The organism is Rhizobium sp. CF080 (genome assembly GCF_000282095.2).
In the GTDB taxonomy this organism is placed as follows: domain Bacteria; phylum Pseudomonadota; class Alphaproteobacteria; order Rhizobiales; family Rhizobiaceae; genus Neorhizobium.
The window spans coordinates 484,550-511,341 of the sequence record NZ_AKKC02000002.1; the positions used below are offsets into that span (position 1 = coordinate 484,550).

The 26,792-nt window shown below is 61.6% G+C and carries 30 protein-coding genes; 16 read left to right on the plus strand and 14 right to left on the minus strand.

Going from position 1 to position 26,792, the window contains the following annotated elements; all coding sequences use genetic code 11:
- The first annotated feature begins 397 nt into the window (after positions 1-397).
- Together PMI07_RS33910 and PMI07_RS35945 are read left to right on the plus strand one after the other, a co-directional pair.
- Positions 398-1,152 (plus strand): IS5 family transposase gene (locus PMI07_RS33910; protein WP_155956368.1). Its coding sequence is split into 2 segments (ribosomal slippage): positions 398-731 and positions 731-1,152, totalling 756 coding nucleotides; the frame shifts between segments, so codons are not numbered across the junction.
- Between the two features lie 296 nt (positions 1,153-1,448).
- Positions 1,449-1,577, plus strand: coding sequence for a hypothetical protein (locus tag PMI07_RS35945; protein ID WP_280949761.1), 129 nt, complete (start codon positions 1,449-1,451; stop codon positions 1,575-1,577).
- A 458-nt stretch (positions 1,578-2,035) separates the two neighbouring features.
- Here the strand turns inward: PMI07_RS35945 and PMI07_RS03615 are convergent, their stop codons facing one another.
- Complete coding sequence (locus PMI07_RS03615) at positions 2,036-2,365, minus strand: hypothetical protein (protein WP_007756688.1); 330 nt, start codon at positions 2,363-2,365, stop codon at positions 2,036-2,038.
- Between the two features lie 237 nt (positions 2,366-2,602).
- Here PMI07_RS03615 and PMI07_RS03620 point away from each other — a divergent pair, with 237 nt between their 5' ends.
- A complete protein-coding gene (locus PMI07_RS03620; RefSeq protein ID WP_007756690.1) occupies positions 2,603-4,027 on the plus strand; it encodes a phosphomannomutase in 1,425 nt (474 codons plus the stop codon).
- Positions 4,028-4,058: 31 nt separating this feature from the next.
- Complete coding sequence (locus PMI07_RS03625; protein ID WP_007756693.1) at positions 4,059-5,486, plus strand: mannose-1-phosphate guanylyltransferase/mannose-6-phosphate isomerase; 1,428 nt, start codon at positions 4,059-4,061, stop codon at positions 5,484-5,486.
- A 21-nt stretch (positions 5,487-5,507) separates the two neighbouring features.
- Here the strand turns inward: PMI07_RS03625 and PMI07_RS03630 are convergent, their stop codons facing one another.
- The 3 genes from PMI07_RS03630 to PMI07_RS03640 form a co-directional block, all read right to left on the minus strand.
- Positions 5,508-6,515 (minus strand): NAD-dependent epimerase/dehydratase family protein, encoded by a 1,008-nt coding sequence (locus tag PMI07_RS03630; protein WP_007756694.1) that lies wholly within the window; start codon positions 6,513-6,515, stop codon positions 5,508-5,510.
- Positions 6,516-6,614: 99 nt separating this feature from the next.
- Complete coding sequence (locus tag PMI07_RS03635) at positions 6,615-7,010, minus strand: response regulator (RefSeq protein WP_007756695.1); 396 nt, start codon at positions 7,008-7,010, stop codon at positions 6,615-6,617.
- A 97-nt stretch (positions 7,011-7,107) separates the two neighbouring features.
- Positions 7,108-7,965, minus strand: a complete 858-nt coding sequence (locus PMI07_RS03640) for an alpha/beta hydrolase (protein WP_007756696.1) — start codon at positions 7,963-7,965, stop codon at positions 7,108-7,110.
- A 322-nt stretch (positions 7,966-8,287) separates the two neighbouring features.
- Here PMI07_RS03640 and PMI07_RS03645 point away from each other — a divergent pair, with 322 nt between their 5' ends.
- Positions 8,288-8,686 carry a DUF1236 domain-containing protein gene (locus tag PMI07_RS03645; protein ID WP_007756697.1) on the plus strand — a complete coding sequence of 133 codons (399 nt, stop codon included), beginning with the start codon at positions 8,288-8,290 and terminating at the stop codon, positions 8,684-8,686.
- A gap of 84 nt (positions 8,687-8,770) precedes the next feature.
- Here PMI07_RS03645 and pncB read toward each other — a convergent pair whose 3' ends face one another.
- From pncB to PMI07_RS03690, 9 genes are all read right to left on the minus strand, one after another.
- A complete protein-coding gene (pncB, locus tag PMI07_RS03650) occupies positions 8,771-10,075 on the minus strand; it encodes a nicotinate phosphoribosyltransferase (RefSeq protein WP_007756698.1) in 1,305 nt (434 codons plus the stop codon).
- A gap of 165 nt (positions 10,076-10,240) precedes the next feature.
- Complete coding sequence (locus PMI07_RS03655; RefSeq protein WP_024163532.1) at positions 10,241-10,570, minus strand: hypothetical protein; 330 nt, start codon at positions 10,568-10,570, stop codon at positions 10,241-10,243.
- 81 nt (positions 10,571-10,651) lie between these two features.
- Positions 10,652-11,602, minus strand: a complete 951-nt coding sequence (locus PMI07_RS03660) for a glyoxylate/hydroxypyruvate reductase A (protein WP_024163533.1) — start codon at positions 11,600-11,602, stop codon at positions 10,652-10,654.
- Positions 11,603-11,629: 27 nt separating this feature from the next.
- The gene (locus PMI07_RS03665) at positions 11,630-13,258 is read right to left on the minus strand and encodes an ABC transporter ATP-binding protein (RefSeq protein ID WP_007758062.1); all 1,629 of its coding nucleotides are present in this window, start codon (positions 13,256-13,258) and stop codon (positions 11,630-11,632) included.
- Positions 13,255-13,752 carry a type II toxin-antitoxin system VapC family toxin gene (locus PMI07_RS03670; RefSeq protein WP_007758060.1) on the minus strand — a complete coding sequence of 166 codons (498 nt, stop codon included), beginning with the start codon at positions 13,750-13,752 and terminating at the stop codon, positions 13,255-13,257. The genes PMI07_RS03665 and PMI07_RS03670 overlap by 4 nt, the downstream gene beginning before the upstream one ends.
- On the minus strand, positions 13,752-14,048 hold the full coding sequence (locus tag PMI07_RS03675) for a hypothetical protein (protein ID WP_007758058.1): 297 nt from the start codon (positions 14,046-14,048) through the stop codon (positions 13,752-13,754). The genes PMI07_RS03670 and PMI07_RS03675 overlap by 1 nt, the downstream gene beginning before the upstream one ends.
- A 63-nt stretch (positions 14,049-14,111) precedes the next feature.
- Positions 14,112-15,260, minus strand: a complete 1,149-nt coding sequence (locus PMI07_RS03680; protein ID WP_007758056.1) for an ABC transporter permease — start codon at positions 15,258-15,260, stop codon at positions 14,112-14,114.
- The gene (locus tag PMI07_RS03685; RefSeq protein WP_007758055.1) at positions 15,260-16,345 is read right to left on the minus strand and encodes a microcin C ABC transporter permease YejB; all 1,086 of its coding nucleotides are present in this window, start codon (positions 16,343-16,345) and stop codon (positions 15,260-15,262) included. Before PMI07_RS03685 ends, PMI07_RS03680 begins: the two co-directional genes overlap by 1 nt.
- A 145-nt stretch (positions 16,346-16,490) precedes the next feature.
- Entirely contained in the window at positions 16,491-18,281 is a 1,791-nt protein-coding gene (locus PMI07_RS03690) for an extracellular solute-binding protein (RefSeq protein WP_245277101.1), read from the minus strand.
- 245 nt (positions 18,282-18,526) lie between these two features.
- Here PMI07_RS03690 and mepA point away from each other — a divergent pair, with 245 nt between their 5' ends.
- The 7 genes from mepA (at position 18,527) to PMI07_RS03725 (ending at position 23,392) form a co-directional block, all read left to right on the plus strand.
- Positions 18,527-19,585, plus strand: coding sequence for a penicillin-insensitive murein endopeptidase (mepA, locus tag PMI07_RS03695; RefSeq protein WP_007758051.1), 1,059 nt, complete (start codon positions 18,527-18,529; stop codon positions 19,583-19,585).
- 120 nt (positions 19,586-19,705) lie between these two features.
- Entirely contained in the window at positions 19,706-20,086 is a 381-nt protein-coding gene (locus PMI07_RS03700) for a methylglyoxal synthase (RefSeq protein WP_007758050.1), read from the plus strand.
- An 8-nt stretch (positions 20,087-20,094) separates the two neighbouring features.
- Complete coding sequence (locus tag PMI07_RS03705) at positions 20,095-21,117, plus strand: glucokinase (RefSeq protein ID WP_007758049.1); 1,023 nt, start codon at positions 20,095-20,097, stop codon at positions 21,115-21,117.
- Between the two features lie 176 nt (positions 21,118-21,293).
- Positions 21,294-22,112 carry a 4-hydroxy-tetrahydrodipicolinate reductase gene (gene dapB / locus PMI07_RS03710; RefSeq protein ID WP_007758048.1) on the plus strand — a complete coding sequence of 273 codons (819 nt, stop codon included), beginning with the start codon at positions 21,294-21,296 and terminating at the stop codon, positions 22,110-22,112.
- A gap of 24 nt (positions 22,113-22,136) precedes the next feature.
- On the plus strand, positions 22,137-22,772 hold the full coding sequence (locus PMI07_RS03715; protein ID WP_007758047.1) for a 2,3-bisphosphoglycerate-dependent phosphoglycerate mutase: 636 nt from the start codon (positions 22,137-22,139) through the stop codon (positions 22,770-22,772).
- A gap of 63 nt (positions 22,773-22,835) precedes the next feature.
- Positions 22,836-23,117 (plus strand): hypothetical protein, encoded by a 282-nt coding sequence (locus PMI07_RS03720; RefSeq protein ID WP_007758046.1) that lies wholly within the window; start codon positions 22,836-22,838, stop codon positions 23,115-23,117.
- A complete protein-coding gene (locus PMI07_RS03725) occupies positions 23,114-23,392 on the plus strand; it encodes a type II toxin-antitoxin system mRNA interferase toxin, RelE/StbE family (protein WP_007758045.1) in 279 nt (92 codons plus the stop codon). Before PMI07_RS03720 ends, PMI07_RS03725 begins: the two co-directional genes overlap by 4 nt.
- Before the next feature lie 4 nt (positions 23,393-23,396).
- On the opposite strand, the gene phnF is transcribed toward PMI07_RS03725, so the two are convergent.
- Positions 23,397-24,137 carry a phosphonate metabolism transcriptional regulator PhnF gene (phnF, locus tag PMI07_RS03730; RefSeq protein ID WP_007758043.1) on the minus strand — a complete coding sequence of 247 codons (741 nt, stop codon included), beginning with the start codon at positions 24,135-24,137 and terminating at the stop codon, positions 23,397-23,399.
- An 84-nt stretch (positions 24,138-24,221) separates the two neighbouring features.
- On the opposite strand from phnF, the gene phnG reads away from it, so the two are divergent.
- From phnG to PMI07_RS34730, 4 genes are all read left to right on the plus strand, one after another.
- Positions 24,222-24,695: a phosphonate C-P lyase system protein PhnG gene (phnG, locus tag PMI07_RS03735; RefSeq protein ID WP_007758041.1), complete on the plus strand. Its 474-nt coding sequence runs from the start codon at positions 24,222-24,224 to the stop codon at positions 24,693-24,695.
- Entirely contained in the window at positions 24,695-25,297 is a 603-nt protein-coding gene (gene phnH / locus PMI07_RS03740; RefSeq protein WP_007758040.1) for a phosphonate C-P lyase system protein PhnH, read from the plus strand. Before phnG ends, phnH begins: the two co-directional genes overlap by 1 nt.
- Positions 25,298-25,388: 91 nt before the next feature.
- Positions 25,389-26,498, plus strand: coding sequence for a carbon-phosphorus lyase complex subunit PhnI (locus PMI07_RS03745; protein ID WP_007758038.1), 1,110 nt, complete (start codon positions 25,389-25,391; stop codon positions 26,496-26,498).
- Positions 26,495-26,764 (plus strand): hypothetical protein, encoded by a 270-nt coding sequence (locus PMI07_RS34730; RefSeq protein WP_007758037.1) that lies wholly within the window; start codon positions 26,495-26,497, stop codon positions 26,762-26,764. Before PMI07_RS03745 ends, PMI07_RS34730 begins: the two co-directional genes overlap by 4 nt.
- The last annotated feature ends 28 nt before the right edge of the window (positions 26,765-26,792 follow it).

Sequence of the window (26,792 nt, forward strand, 5' to 3'; positions counted from 1 at the left end):
GTTGACTGCGGCCACATGACGCAATTTTTCTAATATTCATAAAGTGTTAGCGCCGCCAGATCTACGGCATTTGCCCCTAGGAATGGAGAGGCCTCCCAGTCGTGCTAGAAAGGACTATGCGACTCGTGCCTTCGGCACAGAACCCATGTGCATTCCCCTAAATTCCACCCAAGCGGGTAGTACCGCAGTTGCCTGCGATATTGCAAGCAGGATTTTTCTTTGTTACTTCAGTTGCGTTTGATGCCTACCCGTTCCCGTCAGGCTCGAACTCGACACGCCCGCGATAGTATAGACAATTTGCAACAGGTGCCTCCGAGCACGCCTAGGCTCAGGAGCCATTAAATAGCTTGCAGCGTCGCGGTGGCTTTGATTCATTCGGATCGAAAGGAGCCCTGCGATGAGTGATTTGCTGTTGTTGTCGGAGGCGCAGATGCGTCGGATCGAGCCGTACTTCCCGCTGTCCCACGGTATTCCGCGCGTTGACGATCGACTGATTTTGAGCGGCATTATTTTCGTTTTACCCAACGGGCTACGGTGGCGCGACGCGCCCAAGGAATATGGCCCGCACAAGACGATCTACAACCGCTTCATCCGCTGGAGCAGGCTCGGCGTGTTCAACCGGATTTTGGCCGAACTGACCGCTAGACGCGGCAGGCCCGAGCAGTTGATGATCGACGCGACCCACTTGAAAGCCCACCGCACCGCAGCCAGTCTGCTAAAAAAGGGGATGTTCCCCGACGTATCGGACGCACCAAAGGTGGATTGAACTCCAAGCTGCATGCCGTCTGCGATGGTCATGGTCGACCGCTCATCCTGCTTCTGAGCGAAGGGCAGATGAGCGACTACAAAGGGGCAGCGAAAATGCTCGCCGCCTTTCCCAAGGCCAAGACCCTATTGGCCGACAAGGGCTATGACGCCGACTGGTTTCGAGACGCCTTGGCCGCACGCAAGATCACGGCCTGCATTCCATCTCGGGCAAACCGCAAGAGCGTCATCCCACATGATCCGACGCTCTACAAAAAGCGCCACAAGATCGAAAACATGTTCGGCAGGCTCAAGGACTGGAGGCGGATTCACACCAGATACGACCGCTGCGCACACACCTATTTCTCAAGCATATGCATCGCTGCAGCCGTCATCTTCTGGATGTGATTTAACGAGTCCTGAGCCTAAATTCACTGGTTTTCGTTATTACCATGTTAAAACAATAGTTTATGCGAATATTGCAGCGCAATTTAGGAATTATCGCGGCGGACATCTTGTCCGCCATTTTACTGCGTCTACCGCTGATAGAAGTAGTTTAGCCGATCAGCCTTGCAAGCTGGACTGCGGGCGTTCCCTCGACATGTACCAACAACGGTCACATTCGCCTCGTTAACCAAATATCTTAGGCGATGCTTAAGCTTTGGGTCGTGTATTCGGCGCTGGGGGCAACGGAGGAAACGCCGATGCCATATGGATTGCTACTTATCGCCGGTCTCGTCGCATGCGTTCTGAGCATTGCAGCCATGGACGACGATGCCGCGGACGAGCCGCTCGTCAGAGACACGCATGTCGACGCGCCCGCCAACCCCTGACGCAAGCCCTGCTCGTGACCACCGGCCGAGCAAAGCCGGGGGTGTTGCCGGACATGAACGCAGCGGTCAGCTTTCGTTCATTTTCCGCGGCCTACCCTCACAGAAACCGCCAATCCAGCGGCCAATCTGAAGGAGGAGAAGATGAAAAAATTCATTGCCGCCTGCATCATCGGGCTTGGATGTCTCACCACGACTGCGGCCCCGACCCTTGCCGACAGTTTCAGCATAACGATCGGTGATCGGGGCTACCGGCCGTCTGGGCACCATTATCGGCCGGGATACCATCGCTACCATCGCCCTTACTACCGGCAGTATTCCAGGCACCATTACCGGCCTCACTGCAGGGTCAGGAGCGTCCAGTACCGCCATCACGGGCGGTGGGTCACCAGGACCACGCGCGTCTGCAGATAGATAAATCCCGAACGGTGCGGCCCCGACATAGCTGCGCGCGCCGGGCGTTATTGCGACGTCGAAAAGCTGACCTGCTGCCAGCGGCGCAGCTGCGGATCGAAAGCGACCACGAGTTCGAAATCCCTGCGGTCAAGGCCTTTGTCGGTATTGATGTCCGCATAGCCGCCCATGGCGAATCGGCAATCGTCGACCCAGCGGAAATTGCTCCAGGCGATATCGATGACGTCGGGGCGCTCTTCGACGAGTTGCCGGGATTTCTCGAAGGCGAGGCTTCCGGGGCACGTCTCGTCTTCGGTCGGCTCGCCCACGGCCATGAGAAGCGCCAGACCGGCGATCGACACCACGAAGGCGACGCTTTTTACGATATTCGCTCCCATGACGGCTCTCCCAAGCTTCGAACCCGAAGCAGCCGAACTCGAAAAAGACCTGGCCATCCGGACAAGGCCTGATTGTGCCCGAATGATAGCACCATTCCGCCTGGCTCGCCAAGCTTTACGGAAACCTGCTCCTTCGGCCCCAATCACCGCCGATTTGAGGTATTGCCAGTTTCGGCTTTATTTTCATAGGAAATGAACTAGGACGATCAGGGCTGGAATCTCCTTGGTGGGTATCGGATGAAATTCGGAACGAGCGGCCTTCGAGGCCTTGTGATCGACCTGGAGGGACGGGCTACATCGCTCTACACCCAGGCCTTTGCCAGGCATCTCCTGGAAACGGGCGCCGCAAAGCCCGGCGCTGCAGTGCTCGTCGGCCGCGATTTTCGTCCGTCGAGCCCCGGCATTGCCGCCACCTGCATCGGCGCACTCCGACAAGCCGGCCTTTCGCCGATCGACTGTGGCGCGATCCCGACACCGGCGCTGGCGCTCTACGGACTTCAGCTCAAGGCCGCATCGCTGATGATCACCGGCTCGCACATCCCCGCAGACCGCAACGGCATCAAGTTCTACCGACCCGACGGCGAGATCGACAAACGGGACGAAACGCGGATCACGGCGATCGCCGCCGAACTCGACAGAAGCGAGATCGATGCGATGGCAGGCGAAGCGCCGGATCATTCAGCGCAAGCCGGGGCATTGTTCCTCGCGCGCAATGCGGTGATGCTGCCCGAAGGCGCGCTCGCCGGCCTCAAGGTCGGCGTCTACCAGCATTCGACGGTCGCCCGCGATCTCATGGTGCAGGTTCTTGAAGGTTACGGCGCAGACGCCGTGCCGCTCGGCCGCTCGGAAGATTTCATTCCGGTCGATACGGAAGCGGTCTCAACCGAGACGATCGACCTCCTCAAGGGCTGGGCGCGAGAACACGGGCTCGATGCGATCGTCTCGGCCGATGGCGACGGCGACCGACCGCTGGTTTCCGACGAAACCGGAGAGCCTTTGCGCGGCGACCTTCTGGGCCTGATCGCGGCGAACTTTCTGAAAGCGCGCATCGTTGTGACGCCGGTCACCTCCAATTCGGGCATTGAGGCGGCCGGGGATTTCGAGGTCGTCCGCACCAAGGTCGGATCGCCTTTCGTGATCGCCGGCATGCTCGCAGCACTCGAAGCAGGGAGAACGGGCGTCGTGGGTTTCGAGGCCAATGGCGGGTTTCTGACCGCCTCGCCTTTCGATGCAGGCGCAGGCGTTCTCGCCGCGCTGCCGACCCGCGACAGTTTTCTGCCGGTGCTGGCAACGCTTGTTCTCGCTGCCCGTGAAAGGAAGTCCCTGTCCCAAGTCGCCGCCGCCTTCCGGCTCCCGTTTGCGGCCGCCGACCGGCTGGAGAATTTCCCGGTCGAGACCAGTGCCGCGCTGATGGCCTATCTCAGACAATCCGACGACAATCTTGCAGCCTTCCTCGCGCCGATTTCGACAGTCGCGGCCAAAAGCGATATCGATGGTCTGCGGGTGACGCTCGGAGATGGGCGAATCGTGCATTTCCGGCCATCGGGCAACGCACCTGAAATGCGCTGCTATGTGGAGGCCGGGACGGAAGACGAGGCGAAGGCCTTGTTGCATGAGGGGCTGAACCTCATCCGCGCCTGGGCTGCAAAGCCTGAACGATAATTTTTGGACGAAAACTGCCGGAGATATTGGAATGAACAGCAAGATCATCCCCGTCATCATGGCCGGCGGCAAGGGAACCCGGCTCTGGCCCCTGTCACGCGCCAGTGCGCCGAAGCAGTTCATCCAGTTCATCGGCGACAAGACGCTGTTCCAGGCGACGCTGTCGCGCGTTTCGGACCAGAAACTCTATGAGGCTCCGGTCGTCATCACCAACGAGGATTTCCGGTTCCTGGTCGCCGAACAGGCCCGCGAACTCGGCATCAAGCTCTCCGGCATCCTGCTCGAACCCGTCGCCCGCAACACGGCCCCGGCGGTCGCCGCCGCTGCCGCTTTCGTCGAAAGCCGGTTCGGCGAGGACGCCGTCCTGCAGGTGCTCGCCTCGGATCACGAGATTACCGCCGATGCCGGCTATTTCGATGCGATCCGCATCGCCAGAGAAACGGCCCTTTCCGGCAAGCTCGTCACCTTCGGCATCGCTCCGACGGAACCCGCCACCGGTTATGGTTACATCGAGATCGGCGAGGCGCTGCCTGCCGGCGCCTGCAAGGTGAAGCGTTTCGTCGAAAAGCCGGTATTGGCCGAGGCGGAGAAGATGCTGTCGGCCGGCGGCTTTGCCTGGAATTCCGGCATCTTCATGTTCAAGGCCGGCCAGGTGCTGAACGAACTCGGCATCTTCGTGCCCGAGGTAGAGGCAGCCGCCCGTGCAGGACTGGCCAAGGCGTCGAGCGACCTCGACTTCACCCGCCTCGACGCCCAGGAATTTGCCGCAAGCCCGGATATCTCCATCGACTACGCGCTCATGGAGAAGACCTCCAATGCGGCGGTCGTGCCCTCTTCGTTCACATGGTCCGACCTCGGAAGCTGGGACGCGGTCTGGAAACTCGGCGCCCGCGACGAGGCCGGGAACGTCGCTTCAGGCAACGCCACCCTGATCAACACGACGAACTCGCTCGTCATGTCGCGCACCAGTCATCTCGCGGTACAGGGGCTGGATGGCGTCGCCGTCATCGCCAGCGAGGATGCGGTCTATATCGGCCGGCTGGAAGACAGTCAGGATGTCGGCAAGATCGTCAAGCAGCTCGCCGCCGCCAAGGCCACCGCGGCGCTGACCGAAACCCATCCGACCGCCTATCGGCCATGGGGCGGTTATACGTCGGTGCTCAACGGCGATCGTTTCCAGGTGAAGCGGCTGTTCGTGACGCCCGGCAAGAAGCTGTCTTTGCAAAAGCATCACCATCGCTCCGAACACTGGATCTGCGTCAAGGGCACCGCGGAAGTGACGATCGGCGAGGAAACCCGGATCATCAGGGAAAACGAGTCCGTCTATATCCCGCAGGGCGAGGTGCATCGGCTCGCCAATCCCGGCAAGATCATGCTCGAAATGATCGAAGTGCAGACCGGATCCTATCTCGGCGAGGACGACATCATCCGCATCGTCGACGAGTTCGGGCGCGGCTGAGCCACTTGGCCGAGCCTCGGCTCAGTCGATCTCGTGCCGGTGGTCGAGATACCATTGCACGAAGGCCTTGACGCCTTCCTCCAGGCCGATCTCCGGCTTGCGGCCGGTGAGCGCCACGAGCAGATCGGGGCTGGCGAAGGTTCTCGGCACATCGCCCTTCTGCATGGGCAGCATCTTGCGCCTGGCCGGTTTTCCCAGGATCCGTTCGATGGTCTCGACGAAATCGAGGAGGCCCGACGGCTGGCCACCGCCGATATTGACGACGCGGAACGGGGCCTGATGGGAGAGCGTATCGATGCCGGGGACGCGGTTGTCTTCCCCCGGATAGACCTTGGATAGGTCGATGATCGAATTCACCAGGTCGTCTATATAGGTGAAGTCGCGGCTCATCTTGCCTTCGCCGTAGATCTCGATCTCGCGATCCTCGATCATCGCCTTGACGAACTTGAAGAGCGCCATGTCCGGCCGGCCCCAGGGGCCGTAGACCGTGAAGAAGCGGAAGCCGGTGATCGGCACCTTGTAGAGATGCGCGTAGCTGTGCGCCATCAGTTCCATGGCCTTCTTGCTCGCCGCATAGAAGGTCAGCGGTTCGTCGGCCCGGTCGGTTTCCCGGAATGGAATGTCCGGATTGGCGCCGTAGACCGACGATGTGGAGGCGAGCATCAGATGGCCGACGCCATAGTTGCGGGCGATCTCGAGGATGTTCCAGGAGCCGACGAGATTGGAGTCGAGGTAGGCCTTGGGATTTTCGAGGCTGTAGCGCACGCCCGCCTGGGCGGCGAGGTGGATCAGGACATCCGGCTTGAAGTCCTCGACCGACGTGTCGAGCAGCGACTTGTCCTCCAGCATGCCGATGACCGGGCGGAAGGCCGGGAACTGGGCAAGCCCCGCGTTGCGGGCCTCCTTGAGGCGCAGGCTGTAGTAGGACGTCATCCCGTCGAAGCCGAGAACCTCGTGGCCATCCTCCAGCAAGCGTCGCGCCAAATGGAAACCGATAAAGCCTGCCGTTCCGGTGATGAAATAACGCATGTATGCCCCACTGTCGCTCTGGGGCCGATCCCATAGCGCGGATATCCGGTCCTGTCATCCAAGAGGCGGGAAGTTATTTCAGTGTCGCGGCCCCGACCCTCAGTGGAACAGGCGCAACCGCGCCGGCGGCGTGCCCGGCCGGCCATTCTTGCGGTCGACAGCGAACTGGATGAGATCCATGGACGCCTGGTCGGTCATCGGCTTGGCCATCACGCCCAGGACACCGGAAACGCCCCCCGCCACGAGCCCGGGATTGCCGGTGATCATGATGACCACGATGCCATATTCCGCCAGGGTCTTGGCGATTTCCGGGCCGGTCTCGCCATCGGCAAGGCGCACGTCCACAAAGGCGATGTCCGTGTCCCGCGTATAGTTCAGCGCCACGGTCATGTCGGGTGCTATTCCGACGACGTCATGGCCGCTGCGATGGATGGCGTCTTCGATATCCATGGCGACCAGCAGACTGTCTTCGACGATCAGGAAACGATATTCCACAGGCAGATCCTCCCAGACTGAAGGAGGCAAATAGACTCCGATCGCTACTTGGCAATAGGATCAGTGGTCCCGGCATCGATTTTTTGATCTAGCCCGCTTATCGTGAAGCCACGGCGCGGGGCACCTTGGTCGTTCGGTTTTCCAGGACGGTGTCGACGAATCGGTCGAGAATCGCGTTGAACGGTTCGGGTTTTTCGCGAAACGAAGCATGGCCCGCGTCTTCGATCAATTCCACGAAACGGTTGTGGGCATGGTCCTGGAACCCGGCGATATAGCCGTGGCGGACAAAGGGATCGTCCGCGCCGTTGACCAGGAAGACCGGCACCTGGGCATCCAGGACGGTGCGACGCTGGTCATGGCCGTCACCGCGGATGATGCTCTGCGAGAAGATCGACCGGAGCTGACCGTCGGCGCGCGCGATGGCGTTGCGAATATCCGGCGTGGCGCTGTGACCGAGGCAAAGTTGCTCGAAGCGCTTGAACTCGCGCTCGGACCAATGCGGCTTGGTGGCGAAGAGAAGATCGACCGAAGGGTGGAAGCCGCGAAGGGCGCCGATCAGCCCGCGGGAGACGGGTGGCGTGCCGGCAAGCAGCAGGCCCTCGACCAGACGGCTTCGGCCAAGCATCTCGATGGACAGGTGGCCGCCAAGCCCCCATCCGAATATTGCCAGCTGGCGCACACCCAGATTGACAAGCACCTCGTCGATCGTGTCGATCATGCCAGGAAGCGAATAGGCGATTTCCGGATCCTCGGCGTCATCGGAATCGCCGTGTCCCGGCAGGTCGAGGGCGATGATGCGCGTTCTTTCGAGGAGATGTGGGCGGCATTGCCGCTCGAAGACTTTCCGGCAGGTGCCGGCTCCGTGGAGCAGAAGCAGCGGCAGGCCCGAGCCCTCGGTATCGCTGACCCGGATGCGGCCGTGCCTTGTATCGATCTTCTTGTCCGTCGCTTTCACGTTGCCGCCCCTGCCGATCCGGCCATTGTTTTGTCAGAGCCTGAGCGGCTCTCGCAAAGAAAGGCTTAAATACGGGAAGACCGACCAGACTTGTTCGCCAACACCATGAACGGGGCGTTAGTTGCGGCGTGGCTGAGAAAGCAAACATTAAGCAGCCGCTTACCGGGAAAGATCGCTCTCGCCTGCGGTTCCAGGCGACTTTTCCTTCCGAATGCGTCCTCGCCCAAGATTTCAGCCGCTTACGAAAGGTGACCGATAGACAGGAACCAGTCGGAAACTGGTGGGTTAGCCCTTCGGAAGTTCAACGAAAAGGAGAAGACCCATGAAGAAGATCATCCTGGCGTCCTGCGCCATTCTCGCCGCTTCCTTCGCAACCCAGGCCGGCGCACAGCAGGGCACCGTCAACGGCGCTGCCGGCGGCGCAGTGACCGGCGCAATCATCGGCGGCCCTGTTGGCGCTGCCGTGGGCGGTGTCGCTGGCGCCATCGCCGGCACAGCGATCGATCCGCCGCCGCGCGAGGTTGTCACCTATGTTCAGGAACAGCCTGCGCCGACCACATCGGTGGTGGTCGAACAGCCGATCGCTGTCGGCAAGCCGATCCCGCAGAGTGTGGTCGTAACCCCGGTGCCAAGCAATCCGAAATATGCCTATACGGTGGTCAACAACCAGCGCGTGATCGTCGATCCCCAGACCCATACAGTGGTTCAGGTTCTCCGATAGGCCAGGCATCAGCGGCTCCAGCCAACCAACAACAGCAGGCTCCGCCAACTTTCGGCGGGGCCTGTTGTGGTTTGAGCGTTTCAATCAGACCAGGACGACCTGGTCGACGCGGTCTTCCTGACCGAAGAATTTCAGGTACCGTTCCACCTCGGCCGGGTCTCCGGTTGCCTTGCGTGGATTATCCGAGAGTTTTACCGCCGGGCGACCATTCGCCTCGCTCACCTTGCAGACGATGGAGATCGGCATCAGGCCGGCGATCTCGTACGGCGCGCAGCCGGCGAAATCGTTGGTGAGGTTGGTGCCCCAGCCAAAACTCATGCGCACGCGACCTTCGAAATGCCGGTAGGTGTCGATGATGGCCTCGACATCCAGCCCGTCGGAGAAGATCAGCAGCTTGTCCTTGGGATTGCGGCCCATCTTCTCCCACCAGGCGATGATCTTTTCGCCGCCTTCGATCGGCGGCGCGCTGTCTGGGCGGAAACCGGTCCAGTCGGCCACCCAGTCCGGCGCATCGCGCAGGAATGCCGCCGTGCCGAAGGCATCCGGCAGGACGATCAGCAGGTTGCCGCCGTAAAGCCGGTTCCAGTCCTTCAGGACCTGATAGGGCGAGGCGCGCAGCTGCTCGTCGGTCTCGGCGAGAGCCGCTGCCACCATGGGCAGTTCGTGCGCATTGGTGCCTACGGCTTCGAGATCGGAGTCCATCGCCAGCAGGACGTTGCTGGTGCCGGTGAAGGCCGGGCCGATGCCTTCCTTCAGCGCTTCGACGCACCAGCGCTGCCAGAGGAAGCTGTGACGGCGGCGCGTTCCGAAATCGGAGATGCGCAGGCCCGGCAATGCCTGCAGCCGCTCGACCTTTTCCCACATCTTTGCCTTGGCCCGCGCATAGAGAACGTCCAGCGTGAAGAAGCCAAGCGAGCGCATGGCGGAACGGGAACGCAATTCGTTGATGATCGCGAGTGCCGGAATTTCCCACAGCGTCGTTTCCATCCACTTGCCGTGGAAGGTCAGTTCGTACTGGCCGTCGCGCTTCGAAAGCTGGTATTCCGGCAGCTTGTAGGTGGACAGCCAGTTCAAGAATTCCGGCTCGAAGATCTGCTTGCGGCCATAGAAGGTATTACCCGCGAGCCAGATCATCTCCTTCTTGGACAAACCGACCGTGCGGGCATGGTCGAGCTGTTCACGCAGCGCACCCTCGTCGATCTCCTCCGCCAGCTTGACGCTGGTCGTGCGGTTGATCAGCGAGAAGGTGGCGTCGACATCCGGATAGAGCTTCCAGATCATCTGCAGCATCAGGAGCTTGTAGAAATCCGTATCGATCAGACTGCGGATGATCGGGTCGAGCTTCCAAGTGTGATTATACACCCTGCTGGCGATATCGGTCTTTGTCATGCCTGCCCCTGCCCCGGCCCTCTCGGGCCGGCTCCGCCGATTCGATGCATAGGGAGGCAGCGGCTGATCAACCTCCGAGCATTTTTATCGAAAAAAATGCAGACTAAGTCCAGACGCAATTCGGCCGCGAAAGCTCGCGGCCGAATAAATCAGGGATGAGGCCGGTCAGTTGCCGGTCTGGGAATTGGTTGCCGGAGGCGTGGCAGCCGGCGGAGTGGAGGGACTGGCGGTCGGCGGCGCATTCGGGTTCTGCGGCGTCGTGCTGCCGGCCGGCGGCGTTGCGGTCTGCTCTGCCGGAGGTGCGGTGCTTCGACCGTACCACTCGGCGCCAGCCCAGGCGACCATTGCCAGGATGAGGCCGGCAATCAGTACCTTCAGCACCGGCGCACCCCAACTGCCCTGACGCGCTTCCGTGGCGGTTTCCACCACCGGCGGCGAGCCGCTCGGGTTCGGATGACGGGGGTTGGCTTCCTTGGGATCGAAATGGGTGTTCATTGATTTCGCTCCTTATTCGGCCGGAATGCCCCGGCTCGTGAACAAGGAACGGTCAGGGGATATGAATGTTCCCCTTTCGGGTCAATAGCCGGCCTTGCGGTCTACGACGTGCTGCAGAGGCGCACCCGCCTCATGACGCTCCATCTGGGCTTCGGCATTGCGAAACAGCGCCCGCACGTCGGACGCCGAAGCGGCGTGCGGGGTGATGATGACGTTGTCCATCGCCCAGAGCGGGCTATCCCCGCCCAGCGGCTCCTTCTCGAAGACATCCAGCGACGCGCCACCGAGAATGCCGTTATCGAGCGCGGCAACGAGATCGGTCTCCACCTGGCTGCCGCCGCGTCCGGCATTGATGAAGATCGGCTTGCCCAGGGCGCCGCCCTGGCGAAGCCTGGCAAACAGCGACGCGTCGAAGATGCCGAGCGTATCCGGCGTCAGCGGCAGAAGACCGATCAGAATGTCCGTGCGGGCGAGGAAAGCATCGAGCTCGCCGCCGTCGAAGGTTTCGACACCCTCGATGGTCTTTTTACTGCGCGACCAGCCGACAACATCGAAACCCATGACCTTGAGCTTCCTGACCGAATCCAGGCCGAGCACGCCAAGGCCCATGACGCCGACGGTCAGATCCTTCGCTTCCGGCTGCGAGAGCTCGCGCCACTGGCGTTCACGCTGCAGCCTGAGATAGGCCGGCACCTGCCGCAGGTGGCTCAGGGCCTGCAGCACGACCCATTCGCTCATCCGCGTCGTCAGGCTTTCATCGACGAAACGGACGATCGGGATATCCGGCAGATCGGGCATGGTGAGGATATAGTCGACCCCGGCGCCGCCGGAAAAGAGGACCTCCAGCTTCGGCGCCCGCTGGAACAGGTTCGGATCCGGCTTCCAGATCACCGCGTATCGGGCCTGCGAAAGATCGACACCCGGATCGGAAGCGCGCAGCACCTGGCGACCGGCGAACGCATTGGCAAGTGCTGCATCGATCTCGCGGCGTTCGAACTTGAGATCGATGACGACCGGATGTTTGGCGGGCATGGACGGATTGACCTTGATTATTGGGAACTATTGATTGAGGGCTTCGGTTTCGACCGCTTCGAGATGGAAGGCGGCCGCCATCAGCGCGCGGGTATAATCCTGTTTCGGCGCCTGGAAGATCTGGTCGGCGGGACCTTCTTCCACCACCTTGCCGAGCCGCATGACGATCACGTGGTTGGCGAGCGTCTTCACGACCTTCAGATCGTGGCTGATGAAGAGATAGGCGAGATCATGCTTCTTCTGCAGGTCGCGCAAGAGATCGACAACCTGCGCCTGGACGGTCATGTCGAGCGCAGATGTCGGCTCGTCGAGCATCACGAAACGCGGTTTCAGCACCATGGCGCGGGCAATCGCGATACGCTGGCGCTGGCCACCGGAAAATTCGTGCGGATAACGCCATCGGGTCGCGGGATCGAGACCGACCTCGGCCAAAGCCCAGGCGACGCGCTCGTCCCGGCCATCGGCGGAGAGCGACCTTTCGTGGACCTTGAGCCCTTCGGCGACGATATCGCCGACCGACATGCGGGGGCTCAGCGATCCATAGGGATCCTGGAAGACCACCTGCAGACGGTCGCGGAACGGGCGCATCTCCTTGAAGGAGAACTTGTCGATATCCGTTCCGACGAAGGCGATGCGGCCCTGCGAGGAGATGAGCCTTGCAAGCGCGAGACCGAGCGTCGTCTTGCCGGAGCCGGATTCGCCGACAACGCCGAGCGTCTCGCCGGCGCGCAGTTGCAGATCGACACCATCGACGGCCTTCACATGATCGACCACCCTGCGCAGAAAACCCGCCTTGATGGGAAACCAGACGCGGATGTCCTTGCCTTCCATCACCACCGGCTTGGACGGATCGGCCGGAGGCGGCTCGCCGCGGGGCTCGGAGGAGAGCAGATGGCGCGTATAGGTGTGCTGCGGATTGGCAAAGACGTCCTCCACCGTGCCGGTCTCGACGATCTTGCCCTTGGTCATGACGCAGACGCGATCGGCGAACTTGCGGACGATACCGAGGTCATGGGTGATGAACAGCATGGACATGCCGTGCTCGCCCTTCAGGCCGCGCAGAAGGTCGAGAATCTGCGCCTGCACGGTAACGTCGAGCGCGGTGGTCGGTTCGTCGGCGATCAGCAGTTTCGGGCGGTTGGCGAGCGCCATGGCGATCATCACACGCTGGCGCTGACCGCCGGAAAGCTCGTGCGGATAGGCTTTCAGACGCTTTTCCGGCTCGCGTATGCCGACCTGGTTCAGGAGTTCGAGGGTGCGGATACGCACTGCCTGGCCGTTCATTCCGTGATGGAGCTCGAGAATCTCGCCGATCTGCTTTTCGATCGAGTGAAGCGGGTTGAGCGAGGTCATCGGCTCCTGGAAGATCATCGTGACGTCGTTGCCGCGCACGTGGCGCAGTTCCGGCTCAGACGCCTTCAGCAGGTCCTTGCCGTCGAACAGGATCTGGCCCGACGGGTGGCTGGCGGAGGGATAGGGCAGCAGCTTGAGGATGGAATTGGCCGTCACCGACTTGCCGGAGCCGGATTCCCCCACCAGCGCCATCACCTCGCCGGGGTGGATGTCGAAGGAGACCCGGTCGACGGCGATCGAGGTATCGCCGCCCTGATGGAAGGCGACGGAGAGATCGCGAACGGAAAGAAGCGGCTCTGTCATCGGCCCAGGCTTTCGATGAGGGAACGGAGCGTCGTTTCGTCTGGCCGAAGGACGGTTAAAGGTGAGCTACTTTTCGTCAGACCGAAGCGGAAATGCGTAATTTCGTAGATGTTTTTCAGGCCCATATCGGCGGTAAGCATGTGCGTACAGCCGGCTCCGAATGCGGTAGAAATATGGATCGAGTCCGGAAGCTTCAGCCCCACGTTTTGAGATCTTAGGATCGCGGCGTACCATAGCATCTGCCTGCCAACGGGGAGCACTTCGAGCCATTCGTTTGTTTGAATCAGCCCTTCATATTTGTCGATGGCGCTATCATTTCCGTCTCGGTACGGTTTGACCAACAATTCGGACAATGTCAGTTCGCTAGTGGCGAAACGCTGAGAATGGTCGTCTATCGAAAGAAGACTGCCCAACGCGGCGCTGATTTCGCTGTTGTTCTCAAATGCCAGAATGAAGATATTCGTATCGAGATAGATTTTTCCGAGCCCGTGCATCAATCTTCCCATTCATCGCGTAATTCGCGTATGCGGGAGACAGCTTCTTCGACGCTGACAGACGGCCTGCCTTCAGCCTTGTATTTCCTGATGGCTTCCAGCGTATCTGCAATGCTCATCGGCTTTCGCTCGACCATCGGGAAATCCTTGAAACCGGGATATCTGCCGATATCGTTTTGTATCGCGGCATCTTCCACCTCAACAACGATCTTCACGGTCGCGTCAGCCGCCAGTCCCTCCCGCAGATCCTCGGGAAGATTGGCGACTGGATAGTGCTCTCTGACGATCTTGTTCATGGCGTCACGCTCGCTGGCATACCCGATAATCTAGCGCATCCCTCGCGCAATTACGACCCGCACTCACCCAAACGTCTTTCTCGGATCGAAGGCATCGCGTACCGCTTCCCCAATGAAGATCAGCAATGACAGCATGATGGACATGGTGAAGAAGGCGGAGAAGCCGAGCCAGGGCGCCTGCAGGTTGTTCTTGCCCTGAGAAATCATCTCGCCGAGCGACGGGGAGCCGGGCGGCAGGCCGAAACCCAGGAAGTCCAGCGAGGTCAGCGTGGCGATCGAACCCGACAGGATGAAGGGCAGGAAGGTCAGCGTCGCGACCATGGCGTTCGGCAGGAGATGCCGGGACATGATCGTCCAGTTGCCGACGCCGAGCGCGCGGGCGGCGCGGACATATTCGAAATTGCGGGCCCGCAGGAATTCGGCGCGCACCACGCCGACGAAACCGACCCAGGAGAAAAGCAGGAGGATGCCGAGCAGGACGAAGAAGCCGGGCGGCAGGATCGAGGCGATGATCAGCAGGATGTAGAGAACCGGCATGGACGACCAGATCTCGATGAAACGCTGCATCAGAAGGTCCGTCCATCCCCCGAAATAGCCCTGCACCGCGCCGGCCGTCACACCGATCACCGCCGAGCAGATCGTCAGCACCAGGCCGAACAGGACCGAGATGCGGAAGCCGTAGATCATGCGGGCGACGACGTCGCGCGCCTGGTCGTCGGTACCGAGCCAGTTGAGGTTGCCGAGCATGCAGTTGGGGTCCTGATCCTTTTGCGGATAGGCGGCGCAACGATCCGCCTTCTCCATCAGCCAGAAGGGCTCGGTCGGGGCGGAATGGGGTATGTTGGAATTGACGGTCTGGTAGGAATACCGGATCGGCGGCCAGACCATCCAGCCGTTGCCTTCGATCTCCTGCTGGATGTAGTCGGAACGGTAATCGGTCGTCGCCAGGAAGCCGCCGAACTTTTCCTCCGGATAATCGACCAGGACCGGATAAAGGATTTCGCCCTTGTAAGAGGCGATGATCGGCCGGTCGTTGGCGATGAGTTCCGCAAACAGGCTGAGGACGAAAAGGACCATGAACAGCCAGAAGGACCAATAACCGCGCCGGTTGGCGCGGAAATTGGCGAGCCGCCGCCGGTTGGTTGGCGTGATCCACGGCCGCTTCCGCGGCGGCGCCGTCTGCACGGCGGTCTTTGCGGCGGTTGCCTCCATCAGACATCCCTCCGCTCGAAATCGATGCGCGGATCGATCCAGGTATAGATCAGGTCGGAAATCAGGCTGACGAACAGGCCCATCAGCGAGAAGATGTAGAGCGTGCCGAAGACGATCGGATAGTCGCGGTTGACGATTGCGAGATAACCAAGGCGACCCAGCCCATCCAGCGAGAAGATGTTCTCGATCAGCAGCGAGCCGGTGAAGAAGGCGGAAATGAAGGCGCCGGGAAAGCCGGCGATGACGATCAGCATGGCGTTGCGGAAGACGTGGCCGTAGAGCACCTGCCGCTCGTTGAGGCCCTTGGCGCGCGCCGTCGTCACATACTGTTTCTTGATCTCGTCGATGAACGAGTTCTTGGTCAAAAGCGTGGTGGTGGCGAAAGCCGAAAGCGACATGGCGATCAACGGCAATGTCAGATGCCAGAAATAGTCGATGATCTTTTCCCACCAGGAGAGCTCAGAAAAATTGTCCGAAACCAGACCGCGCAGCGGGAACCAGTCGAAGAAGGAACCGCCCGCGAAAAGCACGATCAGCAGGATGCCGAACAGGAAGCTCGGCACCGCATAACCGATGACGATCGCACCGGAGGTCCAGACATCGAAGGTCGAGCCATCCTTGACCGCCTTGCGGATGCCCAAGGGAATCGAGATCAGGTAGGAGACAATCAGGATCCAGAAGCCGAGCGAGATCGATACCGGCATCTTGTCGATGATGAGATCCAGGACCGAGGTATTGCGGAAGAAGCTCTCGCCGAAATCGAAGCGAATGTAATTCCACATCATGTCGAGAAATCGCGTCAGCGGCGGCTTGTCGAAACCGAACTGCTTCTCGAGCTTGGCGATGAATTCCGGATCGAGGCCCTGGGCACCGCGGTAACGGCTTTCATCGCCGCCGCCTTGTTGCTGGAGGACGTCGCCGCCCCCGCCGGAAAGCCGGTCGCCGGTATCCTGGCCCTGGATCTGGGCAATCACCTGCTCGACAGGCCCGCCCGGGGCGAACTGCACGACAAGGAACGAAATCGCCATGATGCCGACGATGGTCGGTATCATCAGCAGGAGACGGCGGAGAATATAGGCGCCCATCAGAGCTCCCTGCCTGGCGTACCGGCGTTCGTCTCAGCGCATATCCCAATGCCGATCAAATGGCTCTTTCCTCTTTTCCGGTGCGAATCATATGGGTTCATTTGGAACAGGTGCCGGTCGGCGGCGCAAGTCCGCGCTTAATCCTTCACTTCGCAGGACTTTTGGCCGACCAGGTCTCGGGGAAACCTATGCTGTATTCCGGCAGTCTCTGCGGATGCGTGATGCGGTTCCAGTAGGCGATCCTCGCTTCGCCGGAATAGAACATCGGGACCACATAGTGGTTGGCGAGCAGCACACGGTCCATCGCCTTGATGGCCGCCACCTGATCTTCCCGGTTCGGCGCGAAGGTGATCATGGTGATCAGCTGATCCACCGCGGGATCGGCGATGCCAGCATAGTTGCGTGATCCAGGCCGGTTGACGGAGGCCGATCCCCAGTAGTCCCCCTGCTCGTTGCCGGGGTTCATGGTTTGCGCCCACACCCCGTACATCATGTCGTAATCAAAGCTGCGGATGCGATTGATGTATTGCGATGCGTCCACTGTTCGCAGCCGGGCGTCGATGCCGATTTTCTTGAGGCTCGTCACGTAGGGCAGCACGGTGCGTTCCTGCGACTGGCTGCTCAAGAGTATTTCGAAGCCCAGGGGCTGCCCGGTCTTCGCATTGACCATCCGGTTGCCCTTCAGCTCCCAGCCCGCCTCCTTCAGCAGGTTGATTGCCGTCCGCAGGTTATCGCGCACCTTGTTCGGGTCGCCGCCGACAGGATTGGTGTACGGGGTGTTGAAGACCCGCGCCGGGACCTTGTCCTTCAATCCGTTGAGGATCTCCAGCTCTTTTCCCTGCGGCAGGCCGGAGGACGCAAGCTCGGTGCCCCAGAAGAAGCTGTCGACCCGCTTCAGGCCACCATAGGCAAGGTTCTTGTTAAGATCCTCGAAGTCGTAGGCGTAGTTCAGCGCCTCTCGGACCCGCGCATCCTTGAAGATGTCGCGCCGCATATTCGGAACGAAAGCCTGCATGACGCCGACAGCCTTGAACGGGTTGGTCAGCGCCTCCTTGGTTACCCGCCCGTCCTTCACCGCATCGAAATCGTAACGCGTGACCCAGCGGCTCGAACTGTTTTCCTGGCGGTAATCGAGCGTGCCGGCCCGGAAGGCCTCGAATTCCACGTCGGCATCCGCAAAATAGGTATAGCTGATCGTCCGGAAGTTATACTGACCGAGATTGATCGGCAGATTCTTGCCCCAATAATCGTCGCGCAGTTCGTAACGGATGGTGGAGCCGGGCTGAACGGCCCCGATCTTGTAGGGACCGGACCCCATAGGCGGCTCCAGCGTGGTGCGGGAAATGTCGCGCTGCCTGCCCTGTGCATCCTTGCCTTCCCACCAATGCTTCGGCAGGATCGGGAAGTCGCCAACGATCGAGGGCAGTTCGCGATTGTTCTTCTCGTCGAAGCGGAAGGTCACTTCGCGATCGCCGGTCTTTTCGGCAGCAGTGACATGGCGATAGTAGCCGGAATAGAGGGCGCTGTGCTCCTTCAGCTTCTCCAGGCTGAAGATCACGTCTTCCGGAGTGACCGGCTGGCCGTCAGCCCATTTCGCCTCCTGCCTCAGCCGGAACGTCACCGAAGATACATCGTCCGGATAGGACACGGCCTCGGCCAAAAGGCCATAGGTGCCGAAAACCTCGTCCTCCGACCGCTTCATGAGCGTGTCGTAGATTATGCTGGCACCTGCGGCCACGGCACCCCTGTCGATCACCAGATTGAGGTTGTCGAACGTGCCCTCATCGCCGAGATGCAGTTCGCCGGCCTTCGGCGCGTTCGCATCGACATAGGGAAGCTGCTTGAAGTCTTCCGGCAGCTTCAGGTCACCAATGACAGCCATGCCATGCCGCCATTTCGGCTCCTGGGCCGTCGCCGCCGATGTCCCCAGGGACATTGCAGTGAGAGCGATCGCGAAGCCTACCTTCAGCCGAGCCAAGACCATACCTTACCCCTTGCGAGTTTCTTTGTTGCGCTGAAGCATAGGGCAAAAGGCGGCAAAAAACAGGAGTTCCAAACTCACATCCGATTTATCGGCGGTTTATCTTCCGGAAAATCGGCTGGGCCACCACCATCTCCATTTCACCAAAATCCTGTTTCACGTTAGTTTGAAAGCGATCAGGTGATTTGCGGCGGATGGGCATGAAATCGATTTCGGGTACAATTCTGCGACTGACGGTGACCGCGCTTCTGTGCGGCAGCTTCACCGGCTCAGCGGCAGCGCAGGAAGGCACGCCAGCGAAACAGATTTTCGGGGGGATGAGGCTTCCGAGCAAGGCGGAGGCGGAGCCGCTCGGCTTCTATGCAAAGGGCTGCATGTCGGGCGCCGTGGCGCTGCCGACCGATGGGCCGACCTGGCAGGCGATGCGCCTTTCGCGCAACCGCCGCTGGGGCAATCCGGAGATGATCGCGCTGCTCGAACAGTTCTCCGGCGACGCCGCAAGGCTCGGCTGGGGTTCCGGCATTCTCGTCGGCGACATTTCGCAGCCGCGCGGCGGTCCGATGATCAACGGCCATTCCTCGCATCAGATCGGCCTCGATGCGGATATCTGGTTCACCCCGAAGCCAGCCCAACCGTTGACCGTGCAGCAGCGCGAAAGCCTGCCGTTCACCTCCATGCTCGACAAGAGCAAGTTCCTCACCGTCGACCCCAGCCGCTGGACCAGCACCCACGCCAAGCTCGTCATGCAGGCGGCGAGCTATCCGCAGGTGGAGCGCGTCTTCGTCAACCCGGCGATCAAGAAGAAGCTCTGCGAAACCTGGACCGGCGACCGGAACCTGCTCGGCAAGGTGCGGCCGATCTACGGCCATGACGAACATTTCCATATCCGCATCTCCTGCCCGCCGGGTTCCTCGACCTGCCAGAAACAGGCCGCGGTGCCGAAGGGGGACGACTGCAACAGCAAGGGGTTTGCCTGGTGGTTCACCAAGGAGCCGTGGGCGCCACCGCCGAAGCCGGACCCGAACAAGAAACCGGTCAAGCCACGCCAGGTGATGCTCTCCGACCTGCCGAAGGCCTGTGCGGCGGTTATCGCCGCTCCTGCGCGTTCCGAAGAAGACGCGACTTTCGGCGGCAGCGCGATGGCCTATACGGCACAGCCGGCCGCATCGGCGCCGGCCAAGAATATCGATGCAATCATCAACGATCCGCCGCCCGCATCCGACGACGTGCCGGTTCCGACGCCGCGCCCGCTGCAATAGTTTTAGGATGAGGCCGGCAATCGAAAACGCTGGCCTCTCCGCTACCTTCCCAAGAGCGAAGCGGCACGCTAGAACGCGTTACAAATCGATTGAAAACCGTTCTGGCGAGGACACCCAATCATGTCGGCCAAGCCCTGCATCGCGTTGATCGCACACGACCAGAAGAAGAATGACATGGCGGATTTCGCCCGCCATCACCAGGTGGCGCTGTCGCGGTTCCGCATCGTCGCCACCGGCACGACCGGCGGCCGGGTTCAGGATGCCTGTCCGGGCCTCGAAGTGACGCGGCTGAAGAGCGGCCCGCTCGGCGGCGACCAGCAGATCGGCGCGATGATTGCCACCGGCGAGGTCGACATGCTGGTGTTCTTCATCGACCCCTTGAGCGCGCTTCCCCATGATGTCGACGTCAAGGCGCTGACGCGGCTTGCGACCGTCTACGACATTCCGATGGCGCTCAACCGCGCCACCGCCGAAAAACTCATCGACTTTCAGAAGGACTAAGCTTCCCGATGGCCGATAGCATGAAGACCGAAAAGCTGCCTTTTCCGATCCTGATCGGCGATATCGGCGGCACCAATGCGCGCTTCTCCATCCTCCTCGACGCCTATGCGGAACCGAAGCCGTTTCCGAACGTGCGCACCGCCGACTATCCGACCATCGACGACGCGATCCAGAAGGTGGTGCTCGATACGAGTTCGGTGCAGCCGCGCTCGGCGATCCTTGCCATCGCGGGGCCGATCGACGGCGACGAGATCGATCTGACCAATTGCGACTGGGTGGTGAGGCCGAAGGGTATGATCGCCGATCTCGGTTTCGAGGACGTGCTGGTCGTCAACGATTTCGAAGCGCAGGCGCTCGCGGTTGCGGCCCTGTCCGACGAATACCGCGAAACGCTCGGCGTCAACAGCCAGCCGCATATGGCATCGCGCGTGGTGCTTGGTCCAGGCACCGGCCTCGGAGTCGCCGGCCTCGTCTATGCCCGACACATGTGGTTTCCGGTTCCCGGCGAAGGCGGACATGTGGATGTCGGCCCGCGCTCGCAGCGGGATTTCGAGATTTTTCCGCATCTCAAGCGCATCGAGGGCCGCGTTTCTGCGGAAGAAATCCTGAGCGGGCGCGGCGTCGTCAACATCTATCAGGCCGTCTGCGTGGCCGACGGCCTGCAGCCTGCATTTTCCGATCCGGCGGACATCACGGCCCACGGTCTGAACGGCAGCAATTCCCAGGCCGTCGAAACGCTTTCGCTATTTGCCACCTATCTCGGCCGGGTCGCCGGCGACATGGCGCTGATCTTCATGGCACGCGGCGGCGTTTATCTTGCCGGCGGCATCTCGCAGAAGATCATTCCGGCCCTGAAAGGCCCGGAATTCCGCGCCGCCTTCGAGGACAAGGCGCCGCATACGGAGCTGATGAGCACGGTCCCCACCTTCGTGGTGACCCATCCGCAGGCGGCACTCGCCGGTCTTGCCAGCTTCGCCCGCACACCTTCCGCCTACGGCATCTCGATGGACGGCCGCCGCTGGCAGCGCTAATTCAAGGCCTTGCCGCGGATCGAAGCGGACGGGATAATCGTGGAGCGCGGGGGCAGTGTCGCTAGAGGCGGCATGCAAGAGATGCTTGCGCAGTGCGCAAGCGGTCTTTACGCTCGCTTCAACAAGCTGTAATCGCCCCAAAAGACCGACCGACAAAAGCAAGGACTGCGCCGCCCATGACCGCAAATGACATGAAACTCGTGGTGGTTGGTGCGGCGGGCCGGATGGGGCAGACCCTGATCCGGATTATCCATGAAACCGATGGCGTAACCTTGCACGCGGCGATCGAGCGCGATGGCTCGGCCTTTGCCGGCAAGGACGCCGGAGAGCTCGCGGGCGTCGGGACGCTTGGCGTGACCATAACCACCGATCCGCTGAAGGCCTTTCTCGACGCCGAGGGCGTACTCGATTTCACCGCCCCAGTGGCAAGCGTCGCATTCTCGGTCCTCTCCGCGCAGGCGCGCATTGTCCATGTCATCGGCACGACCGGATGCTCAGTCGAGGACGAGGAAAAGTTCAAGGCGGCGGGCCGTCATGCACGCGTCGTCAGATCCGGCAATATGAGCCTCGGCGTCAACCTGCTCGGCGTGCTCGTCGCGCAGGCGGCAAAGGCCCTGCCCGCCGCGGGCTGGGATATCGAGGTTCTTGAAATGCATCACAAGCACAAGGTCGATGCGCCTTCGGGCACGGCGCTGCTGCTCGGCGAAGCGGCGGCACAGGGTCGCGGCATCGATCTCGCGAGCCAGTCCGTCCGGGTGCGCGACGGCCATACGGGCGCCCGCCCGACCGGCACGATCGGGTTTGCGACGCTGCGCGGCGGTTCTGTCGTCGGCGACCATTCCGTCGTCCTTGCCGGCGAAGGCGAACTCGTGACGCTCTCGCACAGCGCGCGCGACCGCTCGATCTTCGCGCGCGGCGCGGTTGCCGCAGCGCTCTGGGCGCGCGACAAGAAGCCCGGCCACTATTCCATGCTCGACGTGCTCGGGCTTTCTTAAAATCTTCCCGGAGGAAATCATCTCATGAGCGGTACTCTCGTCCTCGTTCGCCACGGCCAGAGCGAATGGAACCTCAAGAACCTGTTCACCGGCTGGCGCGATGTCGACCTTACCCCGCTCGGCATCCAGGAAGCCGAAACCGGTGGTGAGGCGCTGGCCGCCACGGGCATCAAGTTCGATATCGCCTTTACCTCGGTGCTGAAGCGCGCCCAGAACACGTTGAAGATCGTGCTCGACAAAGTCGGTCAGCCGGACCTCGAAACGATCCGCGACCAGGCGCTCAACGAACGCGACTACGGCGATCTTTCCGGCCTCAACAAGGACGATGCCCGCGCCAAGTGGGGCGAGGAACAGGTGCATATCTGGCGCCGCTCCTATGACGTGCCGCCGCCGGGCGGCGAATCGCTGCGCGACACCGGCGCCCGCGTCTGGCCCTATTACATGACGGAAATCCTGCCCCGCGTGCTGCGCGGCGAAAAGGTGCTCGTCGCCGCCCATGGCAATTCGCTGCGCGCGCTGGTGATGGTGCTCGACCGCCTCACCAAGGAAGAGATCCTTGCGCTGAACCTCGCGACCGGCGTGCCGATGGTCTATGTGCTGAAGGCGGATTCGACCGTGGCTTCGAAGGACGTTCTCGGCGATATGTCCGGCGCGCACTGAGCTTTTGTTTTCACAGCATCCATGTGTTACACTGTATTGACAGCGTAGCACATGGATTTGATGATGACTGAAGCCACATTCACGTTCCGCGTCGACGAAGAGCTGAAGGCCGCGTTCACCGAGGCCGCGAAAGCCCAGGATCAGACAAGCGCGCAGTTGTTGCGCAAATTCATGCGCGACTATGTCATGCAACAGCAAGAAGCGGCGGACTACGACGTTTGGTTTCGCCGAAAGGTCAAAACGGCAATAGACTCGGCAGATGCCGGCAACCTTCTCTCCGGGGACGATGTCGAAGCTGAATTCGCCGCATTGCGCGAAGAGGCGCGGAAGTCCTCCACTCAATGAAGCTTCTCTGGACGCAGCAAGCCCGGCGCGACCGCAGAACAATCTTCGATTACATCCGTCCTGAAAATCCAATGGCCGCGGTAGCCATGGACGATCAATTCGCAATGTCGGCAGAGCAACTATCCCGCCATCCCTATTCGGGACGCCCCGGCCGCATAACCGGAACGCGCGAGCTTCTTGCCCACCCTAGTTATTTGATCGTTTATGACGTGCAAGCAGACGCGGTGCGGATTTTGGCCATCATCCACACCGCCCGCCAGTGGCCACCGGCATAACCACTCAATTCTCGATCGTGAACTGCACCATATCGGCGGGAAAACGGCTCACCGCATATTGCACCGGCACGCCTTCCGGATCGGTGTTCAGCGCGCGGGCGACCAGGATGATGGCGCCCGGCGATAGCTGCAGGTCGGCGAGATCCGCCCCGTCCGCATGGGTTGCGGTCACTTCCGTCGAGACGCGCAGATAGTCCGACAGGCCGAGCATCCGGAACGCCACGGTGATCGAGCCGGTCTTGCCATAGGCTTCCTTGATGCCGCCGAAACGATCGGCCGGAAACCAGGCGGTCGAGCGGGAGACAGGGCGGCGGTCGGCCTTCCGCAGCGTCTCCAGCCGGATCACCGGCGCACCTTCGGGGATTTGCAGGCGGGCGGACAGATCAGCGGACGCCGGTTCTTCCGCCGAATGAAGCAGCAGGCCCTCCTTTTCGCGCGCCTGGTCGCCGATGCCCTCGCTGAAACGGGTGCGCCGGGTGATCGGGAAGTTCAGACGCTCCTTGCGCTCGATCAGCGTGCCGCGTCCCTGCACGGAACGGACGATGCCTTCCTGGGCGAGCGCGGCAAGCGCGCTTCTCACCGTATGGCGGTTGACGCCGAACTGTGCGGCGAGCGTGAATTCCGGGGGCACTTTGCCCGTTGCGTCATAGTCGCCATTGGCGATCGAGGCGCGAATCCGGTCGGCGATCTGCCGCCAGAGCGCCACGCCGTTTTGCCGGTGAACGTTTGTCTGCCCCGTATCCATGTCACACGCTTGTTATATGCAAAAGTTAAGAGTACATATGATTTGTATGGTTGTCTATATTAATAGACATTATGGAGCTTGGCAATGGACCTGGCAAAACAAATCGAGCCGAATGCAGAAATCGCCGCGCGCCGTCGCGCCGTTGGCCTGCTTGCGCGCGCGATGACAAATGAACTGCATGCCGCCTGGGAAAAACTGCCGGCCAAACCGGAGGTCAAGCCGGTGCGCGGACCTGAAACCGGGCTTGTGATGGTCCGCGGCCGCATCGGCGGCGGCGGCGCGCCCTTCAATCTCGGCGAGGCAACGGTGACGCGCGCGACCGTGCTTCTGGCTTCCGGAACCGCCGGCCATGCGCAGGCGCTCGGCACGTCTAAGGAGAATGTCCGGCTCGCAGCCATTTTCGACGCGCTCTGGCAGGAGGCCGGCACGCGCAATTCCGTGGAGACCACGTTGCTCGGCCCCATCGAGGCGCGCATCGCGGTGGAGGACAAACAAAAGGCAGAGGAGACGGCAGCGACCCGCGTCGATTTCTTCACCATGGTACGGGGGGAGGACTGATGAACATTAAGACGCAAGCGCTTTCCGGCGGGTTCGGAGAGCCGGTTTTCGAATCCCAGGGCGTGTTCCGCATGCTGATGGACGGCATGGCCCGTCCGGGAACGATCCGCACCGTCGGACCGGATGTCGGTCAACCCGAGCCGCTTGGAGGAGCAGCCGGGGCGATCGCCGTGACGCTCTGCGACCATGAAACGCCCGTGTGGCTGAGCGCCGGCCTTGCCAGATCGGCCACCGGCGAATGGATCGGCTTCCACACCGGAGCGCCGATCACCCGGGAGAAGGCGGAGGCCCGTTTCGCCTTCGTGGAAGCCGGCGCGACGCTCGCCTCGTTCGGCCTGTTTTCGGCCGGCACCCAGGAATATCCGGACCGGTCCACGACGCTGGTGATCGAGGTCTCGGCACTTGGCGAAGGCCAGCCGCTGACGCTGACCGGCCCCGGCATTCCGCATGCGACCACCGTCATGGTGAAGGGCCTGCCGGAAGTCTTTCCGCGGCTCTGGGCCGACAATCGGGCGCTTTTCCCGCGCGGCGTGGATGTCATCCTGACCGCAGGCAAGAAGCTGTTGTGCCTGCCGCGAACGGTGCGGATCGCCACGCAATGAACGGATGCCTGACTTTTGGCCTTTGGGCCGCGTGACCAACCCTTCCCCCGCATCTCCGATGGGATGCCGGCGATGGCCAGGAGAATGAACCATGTATGTTGCCGTCAAGGGTGGCGAGGCCGCCATCAACAACGCTCACAGGCTGCTGGCCGACCGGCGTCGGGGTGATCGTTCGCTTCCTTCCGTCACCATCGAGCAGATCGTCGAGCAGCTTGGCCTCGCCGTCGACCGCGTGATGGCCGAGGCCTCGCTCTATGACCGGGCGCTCGCAGCGCTTGCCGTCCGCCAGGCGCGCGGCGACATGATCGAGGCGATCTTCCTGCTGCGCGCCTATCGCACCACGCTGCCGCGCTTCGGCTCTTCCGTTCCGGTCGATACGGCGGCGATGAAGGTCGAGCGGCGCGTTTCGGCGACCTACAAGGACCTGCCGGGCGGCCAGCTTCTCGGGCCGACATTCGACTATACCCACCGCCTGCTCGACCCTTCGCTGCTCACCGACGAACCGGTCGACGAGCCGGAGCGCCGCGACACGCCGCAAGAGCACGTCATGCGGGTCTCGGACATTCTCGCCCATGAGGGCTTGATCGAGGGCGATGGCGAGTTTTCCGAGGATCATCAGGCCGGCGACCTCACCCGCGAGCCGCTGGAATTTCCGATGAGCCGGGACCTGCGGCTGCAGGCGCTCGCCCGCGGCGACGAGGGCTTCCTGCTGGCGCTCGGCTATTCCACCCAGCGCGGTTACGGCCGCAACCACCCGTTCGTCGGCGAAGTCCGCATCGGCGAGGTGGAAGTCGAGATCGAGGTTGCCGAACTCGGCTTTGCCGTCTCGCTCGGCCGCATCCGCGTCACCGAATGCCAGATGGTCAACCAGTTCAAGGGTTCGTCCAAGGCACCGCCGCAGTTCACCCGCGGCTACGGCCTGGTGTTCGGCCAGAGCGAGCGCAAGGCGATGTCAATGTCGCTGGTGGATCGCGCGCTACGCGCCGAAGAGCTCGGCGAAGACATCAGCGCGCCGGCGCAGGACGAGGAATTCGTGATCTCGCATTCGGACAACGTGCAGGCGACCGGTTTCGTCGAGCATCTGAAGCTGCCGCATTATGTCGACTTCCAGGCGGAACTCGCATTGGTACGCAAGATGCGTCTGGACATCGAGGCGGCCCGCAAGGGTGACAGGGGCGAGCTTCAGGAGGCAGCCGAATGATTGCCGCCGAGGCGGCCTACACCACCGGACGCAGTTCAGTCACCGCCACCCCCTCCACCATCGCCGCCCGCGCTGGCGCTGCTGCAGCCATCAGCGGTGCCGCCGACATAACCGGCATCCCCGGTGCTGCCGCCAGCCGCGGCGCGTCTGCGTGGTTTGATGACATAGAAGGGCAAAATGATCCCGAAGGCGATGAAAGCCGCAAATACGGCAGCGCCGAGCAATCCGTTCGAAGTGATGGCGTCCATGACAGCCTTTCCTTCTAGTTGGTTCATGCAGTCACAGGATACTCCA

Bases quoted from the DNA above. Each gene is read 5' to 3' on its own strand.
- PMI07_RS03685 (WP_007758055.1), bottom strand. From the start codon at position 16,345: ATGGGCGCCTATATTCTCCGCCGTCTCCTGCTGATGATACCGACCATC.
- PMI07_RS03620 (WP_007756690.1), top strand. From the start codon at position 2,603: ATGAAATTCGGAACGAGCGGCCTTCGAGGCCTTGTGATCGACCTGGAG.
- PMI07_RS03655 (WP_024163532.1), bottom strand. From the start codon at position 10,570: ATGAACACCCATTTCGATCCCAAGGAAGCCAACCCCCGTCATCCGAAC.
- PMI07_RS34730 (WP_007758037.1), top strand. From the start codon at position 26,495: ATGATTGCCGCCGAGGCGGCCTACACCACCGGACGCAGTTCAGTCACC.
- mepA (WP_007758051.1), top strand. From the start codon at position 18,527: ATGAAATCGATTTCGGGTACAATTCTGCGACTGACGGTGACCGCGCTT.
- PMI07_RS35945 (WP_280949761.1), top strand. From the start codon at position 1,449: ATGCCATATGGATTGCTACTTATCGCCGGTCTCGTCGCATGCGTTCTG.
- dapB (WP_007758048.1), top strand. From the start codon at position 21,294: ATGACCGCAAATGACATGAAACTCGTGGTGGTTGGTGCGGCGGGCCGG.
- PMI07_RS03725 (WP_007758045.1), top strand. From the start codon at position 23,114: ATGAAGCTTCTCTGGACGCAGCAAGCCCGGCGCGACCGCAGAACAATC.
- PMI07_RS03615 (WP_007756688.1), bottom strand. From the start codon at position 2,365: ATGGGAGCGAATATCGTAAAAAGCGTCGCCTTCGTGGTGTCGATCGCC.
- PMI07_RS03630 (WP_007756694.1), bottom strand. From the start codon at position 6,515: ATGCGTTATTTCATCACCGGAACGGCAGGCTTTATCGGTTTCCATTTG.
- PMI07_RS03665 (WP_007758062.1), bottom strand. From the start codon at position 13,258: ATGACAGAGCCGCTTCTTTCCGTTCGCGATCTCTCCGTCGCCTTCCAT.
- PMI07_RS03625 (WP_007756693.1), top strand. From the start codon at position 4,059: ATGAACAGCAAGATCATCCCCGTCATCATGGCCGGCGGCAAGGGAACC.
- pncB (WP_007756698.1), bottom strand. From the start codon at position 10,075: ATGACAAAGACCGATATCGCCAGCAGGGTGTATAATCACACTTGGAAG.
- PMI07_RS03745 (WP_007758038.1), top strand. From the start codon at position 25,389: ATGTATGTTGCCGTCAAGGGTGGCGAGGCCGCCATCAACAACGCTCAC.
- PMI07_RS03675 (WP_007758058.1), bottom strand. From the start codon at position 14,048: ATGAACAAGATCGTCAGAGAGCACTATCCAGTCGCCAATCTTCCCGAG.
- PMI07_RS03690 (WP_245277101.1), bottom strand. From the start codon at position 18,281: ATGTCCCTGGGGACATCGGCGGCGACGGCCCAGGAGCCGAAATGGCGG.
- PMI07_RS03715 (WP_007758047.1), top strand. From the start codon at position 22,137: ATGAGCGGTACTCTCGTCCTCGTTCGCCACGGCCAGAGCGAATGGAAC.
- PMI07_RS03645 (WP_007756697.1), top strand. From the start codon at position 8,288: ATGAAGAAGATCATCCTGGCGTCCTGCGCCATTCTCGCCGCTTCCTTC.
- PMI07_RS03720 (WP_007758046.1), top strand. From the start codon at position 22,836: ATGACTGAAGCCACATTCACGTTCCGCGTCGACGAAGAGCTGAAGGCC.
- PMI07_RS03705 (WP_007758049.1), top strand. From the start codon at position 20,095: ATGGCCGATAGCATGAAGACCGAAAAGCTGCCTTTTCCGATCCTGATC.
- PMI07_RS03680 (WP_007758056.1), bottom strand. From the start codon at position 15,260: ATGGAGGCAACCGCCGCAAAGACCGCCGTGCAGACGGCGCCGCCGCGG.
- phnF (WP_007758043.1), bottom strand. From the start codon at position 24,137: ATGGATACGGGGCAGACAAACGTTCACCGGCAAAACGGCGTGGCGCTC.
- phnH (WP_007758040.1), top strand. From the start codon at position 24,695: ATGAACATTAAGACGCAAGCGCTTTCCGGCGGGTTCGGAGAGCCGGTT.
- PMI07_RS03660 (WP_024163533.1), bottom strand. From the start codon at position 11,602: ATGCCCGCCAAACATCCGGTCGTCATCGATCTCAAGTTCGAACGCCGC.
- PMI07_RS03670 (WP_007758060.1), bottom strand. From the start codon at position 13,752: ATGCACGGGCTCGGAAAAATCTATCTCGATACGAATATCTTCATTCTG.
- PMI07_RS03700 (WP_007758050.1), top strand. From the start codon at position 19,706: ATGTCGGCCAAGCCCTGCATCGCGTTGATCGCACACGACCAGAAGAAG.
- phnG (WP_007758041.1), top strand. From the start codon at position 24,222: ATGGACCTGGCAAAACAAATCGAGCCGAATGCAGAAATCGCCGCGCGC.